The organism is Nitrospiria bacterium, from assembly GCA_035517655.1.
Lineage (GTDB): Bacteria > Nitrospirota > Nitrospiria > JACQBZ01 > JACQBZ01 > JACQBZ01.
The window spans coordinates 1-15,549 of sequence record DATIYJ010000011.1 but is presented as its reverse complement, the minus strand read 5'-3'; the positions used below and the strand labels follow the sequence as shown (position 1 = coordinate 15,549).

Annotated in this window: 9 protein-coding genes; all 9 read right to left on the bottom strand. The window is 59.9% G+C overall.

Going from position 1 to position 15,549, the window contains the following annotated elements; all coding sequences use genetic code 11:
• Positions 1-20 precede the first annotated feature (20 nt).
• Complete coding sequence (locus VLY20_01685) at positions 21-1,358, bottom strand: MFS transporter (protein ID HUK55352.1); 1,338 nt, start codon at positions 1,356-1,358, stop codon at positions 21-23.
• Between the two features lie 97 nt (positions 1,359-1,455).
• On the bottom strand, positions 1,456-4,359 hold the full coding sequence (locus VLY20_01680; protein ID HUK55351.1) for a spermidine synthase: 2,904 nt from the start codon (positions 4,357-4,359) through the stop codon (positions 1,456-1,458).
• A 5-nt stretch (positions 4,360-4,364) separates the two neighbouring features.
• A complete protein-coding gene (locus tag VLY20_01675) occupies positions 4,365-5,582 on the bottom strand; it encodes a hypothetical protein (protein HUK55350.1) in 1,218 nt (405 codons plus the stop codon).
• The gene (locus VLY20_01670) at positions 5,579-6,868 is read right to left on the bottom strand and encodes a hypothetical protein (GenBank protein ID HUK55349.1); all 1,290 of its coding nucleotides are present in this window, start codon (positions 6,866-6,868) and stop codon (positions 5,579-5,581) included. The genes VLY20_01675 and VLY20_01670 overlap by 4 nt, the downstream gene beginning before the upstream one ends.
• Positions 6,865-8,217: a hypothetical protein gene (locus tag VLY20_01665; GenBank protein HUK55348.1), complete on the bottom strand. Its 1,353-nt coding sequence runs from the start codon at positions 8,215-8,217 to the stop codon at positions 6,865-6,867. The genes VLY20_01670 and VLY20_01665 overlap by 4 nt, the downstream gene beginning before the upstream one ends.
• A gap of 3 nt (positions 8,218-8,220) precedes the next feature.
• Positions 8,221-9,477, bottom strand: coding sequence for a hypothetical protein (locus tag VLY20_01660; GenBank protein ID HUK55347.1), 1,257 nt, complete (start codon positions 9,475-9,477; stop codon positions 8,221-8,223).
• Entirely contained in the window at positions 9,474-10,826 is a 1,353-nt protein-coding gene (locus VLY20_01655) for a hypothetical protein (protein HUK55346.1), read from the bottom strand. Before VLY20_01655 ends, VLY20_01660 begins: the two co-directional genes overlap by 4 nt.
• Positions 10,827-10,892: 66 nt before the next feature.
• Positions 10,893-11,669: a hypothetical protein gene (locus VLY20_01650; GenBank protein HUK55345.1), complete on the bottom strand. Its 777-nt coding sequence runs from the start codon at positions 11,667-11,669 to the stop codon at positions 10,893-10,895.
• Positions 11,670-11,775: 106 nt separating this feature from the next.
• On the bottom strand, positions 11,776-15,549 hold a 3,774-nt coding region (locus VLY20_01645), incomplete at its 5' end, for a CARDB domain-containing protein (protein HUK55344.1).

Genomic DNA, 15,549 nt, shown 5'->3' with positions numbered 1-15,549 from the left:
AACTGAGCCAAGGATGAAATCTAATCCGGCAGGGGCTTCCCCTTCGTTTCCGGCGCGAACGGAAGTACGACGATTCCCAGAAGATAGACGATGCCGATCAAACTGGCCGCCTTGCCGGGTTCAAGCAGCGTCCCCAGGTACCCTTTGACCAAGGGCCCCGTCGAAGCCAGAACTCGCCCGATGTTGAAACAAAATCCGACCCCGGTCGCACGGATCGAGGTGGGATAGAGTTCCGGAAGATAGATCGGGAACCCGCTGAAGATCCCGTTGTTGAAAAAACCCAAGATCGGCAGCAGCCATAATACAATGGTATAGTCCTTCGTAGTATAAAACGTGACGGGCAGCATCACAAAACTGCCCAGGCACATGAAAAAGAAAGCGGCGCGGCGGCCGACGCGATCGGCGATCGGCCCAAACGCCAGATAGCCCGCCAGCGCGCCGAAATTAAGGCTCATCACGGAATAGCTCACGTACCGGTTGACCTCATCGGGATCCAGGTTCTGGGGCACCAGCAACTCACGGACCAAGGTCGGGGTCCAATTCGTGGCCCCCCAGAGACCGAAGACAGCAACGAAGGCCAAGAGAGACCCGACGAGCGTGCGACTCCGGAGGTCTCGGCGGAACAATCGTTCGAGGCTGAACGCGATCAGCTCCTGTTCCCTCTCCGATCGCGGGGTGTGGGCCTCCTTCTGAAGCGCATGTCTCCGGTCCTCCCTCGCCTGCAACCACCGCTCCGGTTCCCTTACCGTAAAACGAACGAGGAGGGTCACCAGCGCCGGCAGTACACCGACGAGAAACAGGATTCGCCATCCGTAGGCGCCGATGAATAAATTGGCCAACGCCGCCATGAAGAATCCGGCCGCCCAGGCCGATTGAAGCATCCCCGCGGCTTTGGCCCTTTTAGCTTCCGGCCAGATCTCAGCCACCAGCGAGGCTCCCGCCGCCCATTCGCCGCCGATGCCCAGCGCGGTCAAAAACCGGTACCCCATCAGTTGCCACCAGGTCTGCGAGAGCGCGGCCAGGCCGGTGAAGATCGAATAGATCAGAATGGTAAGCACCAGGGTTTTTGTCCGACCGAGATAATCCGCCAAGATGCCAAAAAACACCCCGCCCAGCGCCCACCCGATGAGGAAAACGGAAAAGATGACGCCCCCGTACAGTTCAACGCCCTGCGTCGAACCTCCGGGACCCAGCAGTTCATGAAGAGCCGGCTGTAGCGCCACGGCATAAAGGGTGGAGTCCATGGAGTCGAAGACCCATCCCAGCCAGGCCACGATCAGAACCAGCCACTGGTATCCGGTCACTTCGGCCCAAAAACGCTTCGGTTCCCGTTCTCCTTGGCGCTCCTGGCTGCTCACGGCTTTTCTCCCGACATCGATTTCATCTCCGCTCTCGGCCCCCGTTTCGCTCCATCGTCCGACGGCGGCTTTGTCGCGTTCCGGGACCCGGTTTCGATCATGGGGCGGGGCGCAACGTTTCCCCCGTCGAAGCCCGTGGAATCGGTGCGCCCGTGCGGGGATCGATCCCGAAGGTCTGCTTCATCCACATCCAGAAAGACGGAAGCGGGATTTCCTCGGCGGACTTCACAGGGATGTCTTTCGCCGTCGTCAGAAGCTGCGCAAAACGCTCCTGCGTCAAACGTTGGGCCTGATCAATTTGACCGGACATGCAGAGTGCATAGATACGGAGGCGAAACGCAGCTTCACGAAGCGGCGGGAGTTGTTCGGCTTGGGTCAGGGGTTCCACGGCCGCGGCGTAATCGCGTTCGGAAATGAGGCCGATCCCGAGCTGGAATTGCATGGCGGGCTCTGCCCGTTCCGCGGGCTCCGCATCGGCCACGATCCGCTGAACGTCCCGATCACTTCCCAGGCGCCAGAGGACCGGGGTAATCAAGTGGGATCGGGTGAGGAGATGATGCGCATCGAGGATGCCGGGGTGCTGCTTTTGCATTGTACCGTACCAGTGGGCGTTTATAATGTCCTGAAATTCGAAATAGGGAAGCGACGCGTTCAGCAGCGGCTCCGGCCACAGGCGTTTGATCAGGGGGCTCCGACGGAAGCGTTCTTTCGCGGCGGCCACATCGGTGAAGCTCTGAAAGAGCCGGGCGACTTCTTCTTGAGAACCCAAGGGGGCCTCGATGAGCTTCGGATAATTATCCACCAGGGGCGGAGAATCGGCGATGATCCCTTTCAGATACTCGGCATCCCCGATGAAAAGCGCGCCAAGCTGCTCCGGCCGTTCGAAACCGACCGCCTTCATCTCACGCGCCACAACCGGATCGCTCCACTGACGCCTGAACTGGTCCTCGGAAACCGGACCGTTGGCATTCCGGGTTCCCACCATCATCAAACTCGTGCCCATGCCGTTCCAGAGCGAGCAGTCTCCGAACACGTCGCAGAAGGCTCGGAGAATCGCCTTGGTGCTCACATCGGAAAGCGAATGGAGAGGCAGCCAGTAGGTGACGATTCCTCCATCCGCAAGCCGGTCGTGAAGCAGTTGGAAGTACTCGCGCGTGTACAGATTCTCGACCCCGGCGATGCCCGGGGGCGGCGGTTCGGCCGTGATCAGATCGAAGCGCCGTTCGGTCGTCTGGAGAAAGTACCTCCCGTCTTCGATATGTACGCGAACCCGAGGATCTTGAACGGGCCGATCGGCCGGATTGGGATAGACCAGGTTGTTCATCTCCACAACATCGCGGGAAATATCCACCACATCGATGGTCTCAAGACTCTTCGAATCGGTCATCGCTTTGGCCGTGTTCCCTACCCCGTAGCAGATCAGGAGAGCCCGTTTCAGGTTTGGATGAACCGCCATCGGCCAGTAGACATAGAGCTTCATGTAGCGGCGGGATGCGTCCTTGGTGCCGGACATCGACACCGAGTTGGTCAGCATCGTGTAGTACGCCGGTTTTCCAAACACCAATGTCTCAAAGTAGATGATGGTCTCGGTGAGACCCTCGCGTACGCCGGCTATCCGGCTTTCGGTATTTTGACGAAGATACCGCTTCACGGGTACTTGCAGAAGACGCTTCTCCATGGACCCGAAGGGAAAAAGAACGACGCTCAACAAAAATACGGCGGCCGTCGCATAGGCCATTCTCCGCGGGGCCCGGCCCTTCACAAGCAACAGCGCCCCCAACCCCCCGTAGAGGATCGCGATCAGGAAGAACGACTTCTCCATCCCCAAAACGGGAAGAAAAATAAATCCGCCCACCAGAGACCCGAGCGCGGCCCCGATGGTGTTGGCCAGGGTCAGGACCCCGGTCGTCGCCGTCTCCGAAGCCAGATGATGGCGCAGAGCCGCACCCACCAGGGTAAAAAAGATCCCCGAAAGGAAGGAGACGGGAATCATGAGGGGCAGGCCGACATGGATAATGTCGAGGGTCTTGCTGATCGCGTACGGCGAGGTTGCGAAGGGCATCATGATCAGCGGGAAGGCGGCATAGGAACCCACGCACAAAAGGCCTGCCGCGAAGGCGATCGGGGCGGCGAAGCGATGGGCGTCGGGCGAGTGGCGAAGCCATCGGGAAGCCGCCAACCCTCCGAGCGCGATACCCGCGAGAACAACGCCCAGCATGAGCGAGAAGGCCGCCGAATGGCCCATGACAAACAACAAAAGGAACCGGAACCAGACGACTTCCAGGGCCAGAAGGCAAAATCCCGAAAGGCAGGCCGCGATGAGCCAGTACCATCCCGCGGTCCAATAGGGTTCCCCCCGTCCCGCTCCCTCGGGGGACGGGACGGGACGCAGGGCCCGGGTCGAGAGCCACACCGCCGCCGCGGCCGCCGCAATGTTCAAGGCTCCGGCCATCACCGCCGTCCCGTGCACGCCCAAAGCACCGATGAGATACGTCTCGCCGACGACCACTCCGATCACCGCACCGAGGGTGTTCCACCCATAGAGCCGGCCCAACACGCGGCCAAAGCTGGGATCGTACGCCGCGAGAACTTTCGTAAGCAAGGGCAGTGTCACCCCCATGGCCGTCGACGGAGTCAAGAGCAAGGCGAACGCGATCAAGAGCCGGAGGGGGTTTAAAATCCATGAATACTCCAGCAGCGGCCGAAACCAGGGGGCGAGTGCGGCCCCGAAAACCGGAAAGAGATAGACGATTCCGACGCCGGATAAGGCGATGGCCCCTTCGACGACGGCGTAGGCGCGGACCGGATTGCCGAAGCGATTTCCGTACCGTGCGGCCAGCGCGTTGCCCATGGCCAGTCCGCCCATAAAACCCGAAAGGACCAGGCTGGAAGCCCAAACGCTGTTGCCGAGCGCCAACCCGGCCTGGCGAAACCAGAGCGTTTCGAAGATGAGCGCCGACGCCCCCGAAATGAAGAAGATCCCGCAAACGAAAATCGCCATCCTATTCACGGCTTCCCGTTCTCTTCGGTCCGGAAAATCCAAGCGGAGGGAGGCATGGTCGTCCCCACATAGAATGAACCCTGAAACGGGGTCATGGCTTCGATGGACAACGCGCTGAGATTTCCGACCTCGTCCCAGTTCCGCCCGTTTTTCGTGCGAAAGATAAAACCATTAACGGCGGCATAGAGGGCGTCTTGATAAACGGCCATGGAACCCACGTATTTCCCCGGCCGGCGGGTCGTCGCGTCGAAAACATCATCCCACAGAATTCCATCTCCCGTTTTCCAAATATGCCCCGTCCGCGTGGTTCCGACATAGAGAGCGTTCTGAAACACGGCCGCCCCTCGAACTCCGCCCGACTGCGTCACCGTTGGCGCCACCTCCGTCCAATGAACTCCGTCTTCGGTCCGGTAGAGCTTCCCGGACTCTATCCCCGCATAAAGACGGCCATGGAATTCCACGAGAAACCGCACCCAGGCGGGGAACCCCGCGACGGTACCCGCCTCCAAAGTCCCCGCTGCATCCCATCGCTTCCCGTCCCGGGATCGGTAAATCCGGGCCCGCCCCGTTCCGGCATAGAGGAAGCCCTTGAAGACTCCCATGCTGATCACCCCGCGGTCTTCGGACGGAAGATGGGCCGCCGGATTCCAGTGGACGCCCTCCGGGCTGGTCCAGATCTCCGGGTCGGGATTATTGGTTCCCGCGTAAAGCGCCCCCTGAAAACGCGTAATCCCATAGACGGTGACGTGCCCCGTCCTGGCCACCTCCGCCCAGCGGAGTCCATCGGTGGTGCGATAGATCATACCATTTCCCTCGACGCCGGCATAGAGAACATCTCCGTCGGCCGTGAGAGAGACCACATTCCAGCCGCCGGGAATGATCCCCGCTTTTTTCCATGTGTGCGGGTAGGGTTTCTTCAAGGGAGAAAGGCCGTTCAGATAACGGCCGATCGTCTCAAATTCACCGTCGGTCATCCGGCACCCGAACGCCTCTCGCATCCAGCCGAGCACCATGACCCAGTCCCGGGACTGCGTGCGGTGCACCCGTAGACCCTGACAGTCGCCCGCCAAACACAAGCGGTTGACCTCCAGCGCGTGACAGGATCCGCAGACCCGCCTCACCGTTTGTTCCGGAGTATCTTGAGGCATGGCCGGCCCCGGCCATAGGACCGAAAAGAGAATCGCTCCGATCACGAACCCGTTGAAACCGCCCGATCGCATCATTTCTTCAGGGTATACCGGGTTAAGAAATCGATGATCTTCCGCGAATCATCCGGTGTGAGACGGGCCCGCTGGCTCATTCGACCGACGGTCATCCCCCAATCCCTTCGGTTCGGCGGAACCCGCCAATAGGTCTTCTTCTTGTTGAGGAAGGGGTCGGCCCAGCCATGACATCGGTTACACTTGAAAAACTCCGCCGGAACGGACGGCTCGGAAGAAATTCCCGTGCGGGCGGATGAACCGGAAAGGGAAGCCACGATTTCGTTGACGCTCATCAGGGGATAGCCTTTCAGAGGGTTCCACCGCTCTCCCCCGTCGATGGTTTTAACAAGACCCTGATACGTCGTGCCGGCGTAAAGAATCTTCGAATTTCCGGGAGCCATCGCCACGCTTCGGATATCCTTGACCGGCAGTCCGCCGTTGGCCTCTTTCCACGTGGCGCCTCCATCGAGGCTTTTTATGATTCCATGCCCGCGCGTTGAAGCGTATAGGATCCCGGAGCCGTGAAGATCAAGGGCGATATCGCTGATCCAGACATTTTTAAATCCTCCACCCAAGGCGATCCATGTTTTTCCACCGTCCCGACTTTGAAGCAAACCGTTTTTGACCGTTCCCGCATAAACCGCCCCCGTCCTCGGGTCCCAAGCGAACGCGGTGATATGGGCTTCCTTGACGGGCAAAGCGACCGCCGCCCATTTGGAGGCGTTCCTTTCCCGTTCAAATAGGCCCCGACTGGTTCCCAGCAAAAGCTCAACCGGACCGGAAGGCAAGGCGATTAAACGTTCGAAAATCTCGATCCGGGCGATCGGAAGCCCTTCGCCGTAAAAGATCCAGCTGGCTCCCCCGTCCGGGCTTTTGAAAACACCCGACGTCGTCGCTACGTAAACCATCTCGGGATGGCCCGGACTCAAGACAAGATCCTCGATCGCGGTATTGCCCAGTCCACGATTCATCTCGGTCCAATGAATCCCGCGATCCAGACTCTTCGATACGCCGCCGCCCCAAGCACCCGCATAAAGGATATTGGGATCGGAAGGGTCGACGACCAGCGCATGATGCGTATAACTTCCAATGCCTTGATTGATCAAGGCCCAGGTCGTTCCGCCGTCGCCGCTTTTGAGGATCCCGTAGTTACTCGTCGCGGCATAGACCATCTGAGGATTTTGCGGATCGACCGCGATCCGGTGAATCACGAAAGGCCCTTCTTTCTCTTCGGCCGCTCCGGCCGGTTCCGTTGGAGTGAGTCCGATGAAGGCCACCAAGACCCAAAGGAGACAGGCTCGTCTCATCGCTCGGGCGCTCCGCTCCGTTGTTGGCCGTACGCCGTTAAAAATCGAATGACCGCTTCCTGCTCGCCCGCCGTCAAGCCGGCCCCCGGACTCATCCGCCGAACGGTCGGCTGCCAATCGCGTTGATTGGGGGAAACCCGCCAGTAGGTCGCTTTTTGGTTCAACAACGCATCCGTCCAGCCGTGGCATTTATTGCATTTGAAAAAAAAGGGCGGAGGCGCGTCCTGCGGCGGCCGGGGTTGATCGGCGGGAGATGGTCCGGAAAGGGAGGCGATAATCTGCTTTAAAGGCTCGACCTCAATCTTTGAAGGAGGATTCCATGTTTTTCCGCCATCCCTTGAGGTAAAAAGACCGTCGTTGTGTGTCCCGGCGTAAAGAAACTTCGGGTTTTCCGGATCAATGGCCAAACTCTCAACCTCCAGCTCCGGAAATCCGGAATTGATCGCCTCCCAGGAAGAACCCCCGTCTGAACTTTTAAAGAGCCCGTGGCTGACGACCGACGCATACATTGCGGCCGGCCTCCCCGGTTCCATGGCGATGAAGCGAATTTGTTGCTTTTGAAACGGCCCTCCGACCGGTTTCCAATGCAAGGGGGACCGTACAGTCATGGGTTCGGCGCTTGCGGCGTCGGGACCCAGGGAGGCTTTAAAAAGTCCGTGATTGATTGTGCCGGCATAGAAGGCCCGGCCGGAGGAATCGTGAGCCATGGCCGTGATGATGTCATCGTGAAGATTGCCTTCAACGGCCCGCCAGGCTGGAGAAGAAAAGGGCCGCATAAAAAGTCCGCCTTGAGCCAGGTAGAATCCTCCGGGATCTTTCGGGAAAATGAGAAGCGTCGAGATCACATCCCCGGGAAAAATGGGCAGACCTTCGTTAAAGGGGTTCCAGCTTCGACCGGCGTCGTCGCTCTTGAAGAGTTCGCCGGTTGAAGTCGAGACGAGGAGCCGGTCGGGTTGAAGGGGATTCAAGGCCAGTGCGTGGATATTCGTGTTTCCCAGACCGCGATTCACCTCGAACCAATCGTCGCCGCCGTTCTCGCTCTTGTAAACTCCTCCGCCGAACGTCGCCGAATAAAGGATTTGGGTGTTCTTCGGGTTCACGATGATATAGTAGACGCTGGTGTTCATCAGACCGCGACGAACCGGGCGCCAGCTTCCTCCCCGATCCGTGCTTTTGAGGACCCCTTGGGGTCGTGCCGCGGCGTAAAGGATGCTGGGATTCCGGGGGTCGATCACGATCTGATTGATCAGGAGCGGCTCCTGGAACGCGGCCCAAGCCGTGTTCAAACAGAAAAGGGAACCCAGACCGAGGGCGAAAAGGAGTTTCGAATAAAGGGGGCGGAGGGCCATGGCTTAACGAGGGGGGCCCACGAAGCGACCGATACTGGCGGCCGTGCCGGTCCGATAATCCTTCCAGACCACGAAATATTCGCGGCCGTTGGAGGCCACTTTGGCAAAATGGTTTCCGACGGCTGCGGTCGCGATCATGATCTCACGAGGGGTCACCGTTTTTTGTGAAAGATCGATCCAGGCCCCTTTCACATCCCGAATGACATCTTGAATCCCCCGCGGCTTTCCTCGGGACTGTTCCTTTTCCCACACAACGAGGCACCGTTGTCCCGAACAACGCACCGAAGGAAACATGTGGAGGTTTGGACTGCTCTCCACCACGAACCCGTTCGAGTCGTCCACCTTCCCGGCGGAATCGACCCGTATCCCGGCCAGGGTGTGAAGGGAGGGGGCCGGCTGATCGGCCCAGAGGACGACATAGCGGTCTTTTCCCCACGCCACGGCGGGAAAACTGGGATTTACGGAGGAACGGGAAAGAACGAATCCATTCGGATCGAGCAACTTTCCGGATGCGGAAACACGCGCCCCTGAAATCCGTGGGGGGCTGCCCGGGGGATGGTCCATCCAGACCACCAGATATTGATTATCCCCCCAGGCCAACACGGGATTGGATTGATCACCCGGGGACGACGCAATAAGAATCGGATCCGGATCCACGACCCCCCCGTCCGGACTCACCCTGGCCCCTACGATATCCCATCCCCGGCCAGGATTTTCTTCCATCCAGACGACCAGAAAATTTCTCCCGTCCCAACCCACCTGCGGATGCCGGGCGTTGCCCCTCCCGGTCGCGATCGGGATTCCGTCGGGATCGAGCACCTTGCCGTCGGAACGAAGCCGCGCTCCGTACACCTCCCAGCGCTTGTGACTGCGGAGATCCTGCCAGACCACGAGATATTGTCCATCGCCCGTGGCGATGTCGGTAAAGATCTGGTTGGAAGGGGCCGTCGAAACCGGAATGCCCCGTGGGTCGAGAATCTTTCCTTCCGAGCTGACCCGCGCGGCGTACACATCGTAATCGTCGAGGCTTTTTCGATCGCTTTGCCAGACCACCACATAGCTTTTCCCATCGGAAGTGATGACCGGATCTTCTTCTTCTGTTGCGTGAATGATCGAAATCGGGATCTCTCCGGGCAAAAAGCCCTTCGGTTGTTCCGGCGCGGCCGGCGCCGGTTGACTGGAAGACACGATGAATGAGCATGCCACGATCAGCAGCAGAATGAAATAAGTCCCTTTCGCCATCGTCGTCTTTCTCTTCACCGTTTCCCCTCACTGTAGCTGTTCAGGAATTCCGTGATCCGGGCCTCCTCCGCCGGCGTGAGCAACGCCCCCTTGCTCATCCGTTTCACGCTCACCGCCCAGTCCCGCCGGTTCGGAGCCACACGCCAGGTTCCCCGGGTACTGTTGATCCGGGGATCGATCCAACCGTGGCACCGGTTGCACTTTTGAAACTCAGGCGGAGGCTTGATCTTCGAATCTTTCTTGGCCGTTTCATCTTCACGGATCAGGTCGGCGAGGATTTGCTGCATCGTCTGGTGCGGCCCCAGCGGAAGCGGCTTCCAGGTTTCCGCGGCGTCCCTAGACCGGAATATCCAGTCCCCGTGGGAACCGGCGTAAAGAATACTTGAATCATGGGGGTCCATGACCAGGCTCCGAATATCCCGCTCCGAACCCGTAAACCCGGCGTTCATTTCTTTCCAGGTCCGGCCGCCGTCGATGCTCTTCAACACCCCACGGCCGGTGGTGGCCAGATAGAGTATCGTGGGATTCGTCGGATCGATTAAAATCTCCCGAATCCAGTCCTGGTCCAATCCTTTATCCAGCCGCGTCCAATTTTTTATTTGACCGTCGCTTACAAACAACCCTCCGTCATGAAGGCTCTCGAGTTTCCCCCCCTCCAACACTGCGACATACAGGCGGCCCGTCCGGGGATCAAAAGCAAGAGCCGAGATCCGCTTCCCCTCAAAAGGTTTTCCAACCGATACCCAGCCCGCGTCTCCCTCCTTCCGCGTATAGAGACCCTGCTTGGACGCCAGGTAGAAGGTGGGGGGCGAGGTGGGGAGAACCGCCAGCGCCTGGAACTGCTGGCTGTAGGTGAAGTCGTCCCCTTGATTCATGGCGATCCAGCTTTTTCCTCCGTCCGGACTTTTGAACAGGCCCGTGGACGTGACGATATAGACCGTCTCGGGATCGTTCGGATGAAGGACCAGAATGCCGATGTCCGTGTTCTGGAGGCCGTCATTCATCTCCTTCCACGTGGAGCCGCCGTCCGTGCTCTTGTACAACCCCGCTCCCCCGGCGCCCAGATAGAGAATGTTCGGATTTTTCGGATGAACGGTCAACTGATAGAGGGAGTAGGTCCGAATACCCCGGTTGATCTGAACCCAGGTGTTTCCCCCATCGGTGCTCTTTAAAACGCCGATGCTGTAGGTGGTCAGTGCATAGAGGCGGTTGCTGTCCTTTGGATTGATCGCGATCTGGGAGATGAAAAGCCCTTCCGACGGAGCGGCCGCGGTCGCGGGTTCCGCCCCCCAAATAAAGTTCAACATCAGAAAGAAAACAGACAGGGCCTGACCCGGAATGGAAACAGGCCGATCTTTTCTCATCATCTTAGCGGACCTGGTTTGAAAGGAAACCTTTGAGGGTCGAAGCGATTCCGAGGTGTGCCGATCGGATCACGATTTGGAATTGATTCCGTAATAAAGGGGTTGAACCGTGTCACCGCGAAGCACGACAATATTAAACACGCCACCCCGATTCCCCTGACTCTTTCCCAGGATCTCCAGTATCTGCCGGAAGCGGTCCGGAGAATCCACACCCATGCCGTTGATTCCCACGACCAGATCGGTTGATTCAAGACCCAGGGTCCGGAGTAAATCGCCTTCGGTATGCGACAAATCAACGGCCGCCCCCACGGAGGTTGTGGTCAACACCGGCGAGCTACCCTTCAGTTGATCTTCAAAATAGCTCACAAAGCGGTTGACATCATCGCGGGAGATGGCCATTTTCGCCTTTTCCACCCGCGCATCATAGGGAGGGATCACCTTCGATATGACAATCTGGCGGGCGCGCATGGGATCCTGCAAAGCGACCGGGACCGGGATGGGATCCATGGCGTGATAATCGTCCGGAGTTCCGGCGGTTAGATGAAGCGTAACGACGTCCCCGTTCCGCTTCAGGAGAACCTCTTGCCGTCGAATTTCGGTTAACGTCGCCCCCCCGAGGGCTCCACCGAGCTGCACCAATTTCTGTTTTTTGGTTTCGGGGTCCTCAAAGACGGCGCCGGCCTGTTTTGAGTCTCCATGGATAATGCCGATCAGCTTATAAGCCCTGGGGTCCTTTTCAACAGGCGGTTGAAACGATTCTTGCGAGCACCCTGCCGCCAAGGCCAGTCCGGCGACAAGCAAAAGACGCGCCCCGATGCCCACCCAATTCCAGCGATCACCGGCCATCGTCTTTCTTCCCCCCCTTCACTTGGCCAATTCCCCGGCCGCCTCCTTAAAGATTACCAGGTTGGCTCCAGCGGATTCAAGCCCATTTTCAAACTCCCCGGCCGGTTTACGGCACAATGATCGTGGAGATCGTACACAGGGAGTTATTGGTCTCATCCCCTTCCGTTACGGTATTGTTGACGTCGGCCATGGCACAAACATAGTAGGTGCCGGAAGGCGTTAATCCCGGCACGGTCAACGTTGTCGTGCCCGCGCTGGTAGCCCCGATCGCCAGAGATCCCACTGAACGGGTTTGGGTAATCGCAACGTCATCCCCGTCGCCAAAGGTCGTGTTGGTGGAGAGATGGAAGCCGATCGCAAAGGAACCGGCCTTGCTTCCGCCCTGGTTTTTAACGGTGTTCGAGAGGGAGAAGTTCGCCCCCTTGGCGACGGTGGTCGCGGAAGTTGACACCGCGGTCGTGATCAGATCCGGAGGCGGAACCGTGACCGTGGTGCTGCTGCACAAGGTGTTGTTGGTCTCATTCGATTCCGTCACCTGGCCCAGGGAGTCCGCCATCGCGCAGACATAGTAAACTCCCGGCGGCGTTGTGGCCGCAATGGCCAGGTTCGTGGTGCCCGAACTTGAAGCGCCGGCGGCCAAGGCCCCCACCACGCGCGCGGTCGTGATGGTCACGTCATCCCCGTCCCCGTACGTCGTGTTGGTGGAGAGATGGAAGCCCACTCTGAAACCGGCGCCGGTGGACAACGCGCCTTGATTCATGACGGTATCGCTCACCGAGAGCGTCGCTCCTTGATTCACCGTTCCCGCGTTGGGCGTCACGGCGGTCTCAACCAGATCCGGCCGCGTCACTTGAATCGTCGTGCTCGTGCAAAGGCTGTTATTGGATTCATTGGACTCCGTAACGCTGTTGCCGCTGTCCGCCATGACGCAGACGTAGTACGTCCCCAACGGCGTCGCGGTTGGAATCGTGAGGGCCGTGGTGGCCGTGCTGGTGGCTCCCGAGGCCAACGAGTTGACGGTGCGGGTCGTGCTGAACGCAATATCATCCCCGTCGCCGTAGGTCGTGTTCGTGGAAAGGCTGAACGCGATCGTGAAGCTTCCGGCCGGGAAGGCCCCCGGATTTTGGACCGAGTTCGAAAGCGTTAAGCTGCCCCCCGGCGCCAAAACCGTCGCCGTGGTCGATACCGCCGACGTGATCAGATCCGACTGCGGCACGCTGACGGTGGCCGCCGAGCAGAGCGTGTTGTTGGTCTCATCCAACTCCGTCACGGTATTGGCCGAATCCGCCTTGGCGCAGACGTAGTAATTTCCCGGCGGCGTGGTGTTGGGAATCGCCAGCGTCGTGGTGGCCGTGCTCGTCGCCCCGGCCGCCAGCGTGCTGATCGTTCGCGTCGTCGTGATCGCGATGTCGTCCCCGTCCCCGTACGTCGTGTTGGTCGAAAGGCTGTAGCCCACCTTGGAGCTGCCGGCGGTCACCGCCCCCTGGTTCTTCGCCGAATCGGTGACCGACAAGGTCGCCGTGGGGCTCACCGTCCCCGAATTGGGGGTCACGGCCGTCATGATCAGATCCGGACGCGTCACTTGGATCGTCGTCGTGGTGCAGCGGGCGTTGTTCGTCTCATCCCCCTCCAACACGCTGTTCGCACTGTCCGCCGTGGCGCAAACATAATACGTCCCCAGCGGCGTCGCGGCCGGCACCACGAGCGAGGTCGAGGCCGTGCTGGTGGCCCCGGCCGCCAGCGAACTCACTGTCCGCGTCGCGGTGATCGTCACATCATCCCCGTCTCCATACGTGGCATTGGTCGACAGGTGGAACGCGATGGTAAAGCTCCCCGCCGAGGCGCTTCCCTGGTTCTTGGCCGAGTTGGAAAGCGTGAAGCTTCCGCCCGGAGCCACTCCGGTCGCCGCGGTCGAGACCGCCGACATGATCAGATCCGGAGTGGCGGGACCCACCGTAAGCGTGCTGCACAGACTGTTGTTGGTCTCATTGCTCTCGCTCACCGCACTGCCCGAGTCCGCATTCGCACAAACATAGTAGGTGCCGGGCGGAGTGGAACTTGGAATCAACAGGTTCGTCGTGGCCGTGTTCGATGCTCCCGCCGCCAACACGCCCACCACCCGCGTGGTCGTAATCGCCACATCGTCCCCGTCGCCGTACGTCGTGTTGCTCGAAAGGCTGTAGGCGATCGTGAAGTTACCGACGGTCGGCGCGCCGCCCTGATTCTGGACCGTGTCGGTCACCGACAAAGTGCCGCCGGGCACAAACGACCCGGAATTCGGCGTCACGGCCGTCATCACCAGGTCCGGACGAACCACGTCCACGGTGACGGTGCTGCAGAGGGGATTGTTGTCCACGTTGCTCTCGGCCAACGCCGCGGTCGAATCGGCCGTGGCGCAGAGATGATAGGTGCCGGGCGGCGTGGTGCTGGGAATGAGCAGGCTGGTCGTCGCCGTATCTGTCAGCCCCACCGCCAACGGGCCGACGACCCGCGTGGTCGTGATCGCGACGTCGTCCCCGTCCCCGTAGGTCGTATTGGGCGAAAGGCTGTAGCCGATGAAGAAGCTGCTGTCGGTCGAGGCCGTCCCCTGGTTTTTCACCGAATCCGTCACCGACAGCGTTTCGCCGGCCGATACCGTTGCGGCATTCGGCGTGACATCCGTCATCAACACGTCGGGCGAGGGCGGAGCGGCGATCCCCGGCGTGACCGTGAGCTGCATGGCGTCGTTGAAGCTTCCGGTGATGGTCGTCACCGGATTGCCGTCGGAATCGTTGACGAAGACGTCGAAAAGCAGCGACGTGTACAAGCGGGTCCCGTCCGGCGTGATCCCGATGTCAAACCCCCGGCTCGTCGCCATGGTCATCGTGGAGACATACGTATTGGCCACGGCATCGATGATATGCGTCCCCAACACCTGGTCCGCGACATAGAGCGTGCTCCCGTCCGGCGAAACGACCCCCGCCCGGGGCAGGGCGCTCGCAGGCAGTATGATCGATCCGATATTCGACCCGGTCCCCCCGTCGAAGACCTCCACGGTCGCATGGCCTCCCCCGCTCCCGTCGTCCCGGGCCACGAAGACCTCGCTCCCGTCCGGCGTGATCGCCATCGCATTGATCGAGGTATTGTTGGTCGAATCCCGGGTGAAGGTCGCCGTGATCGTGGGCGTGTTCGAGGCCGTGTCCACCATGTAGAACTGATCGGGCGAGCTGGAAACGGTCGGCCGGCAGGCCGTATAAACCTGGCTCCCATCCGGGCTGACGACGATTCCCAGAGGAGCGGCGCAACCGTTGAAAACCGGGTCGGAGATGGTCGTCACCAAGGAAGGACTGTGGGAATCGGTTGTGTCATACACCTTGATCTTCAGCGTCGAATTCAACAAATCCCGATAGACGAGGTAAAGTCTGTGGCCGTCCGAGGAGACCGCCAGATGGTTTGAGCTGTCCCCCGCGCCCGACAGCGAAGCGAATTCGCTGTTGGTCGGCACATCGATCACCGAAAGATTTTTCCCGGCCATCACATAGACCGCGCTGGCGTCCGGATGCGACGCCAGTTCCGTGGGATTATTCCCCGTGACCACGATGGAAGGAAGGATCTGGGTGTTCGTGACCGGATCGATGATCATCACCCGGTCGTTCGACCCCCCTTCCGGATCGGAAAGGTAAATGCGGGGGGGGATGGATCCGACGGAGCCCGGTTTCGTCTTGAATGAATAGGCGTAGGTGCTCCGGGTCGTCCCGTGCGCGGAGGTGGCCTCGTTGATAACCCAGTATCGCTTGTTGCTCTGAAGCCCCGTGAGACCGGCCACATGGTGAGCCACGAGCGTGGAGTCGGTGAAGGTCAGACAAGACCCGCTGCAGTGGAAGGTGCCCGGATCGAATAA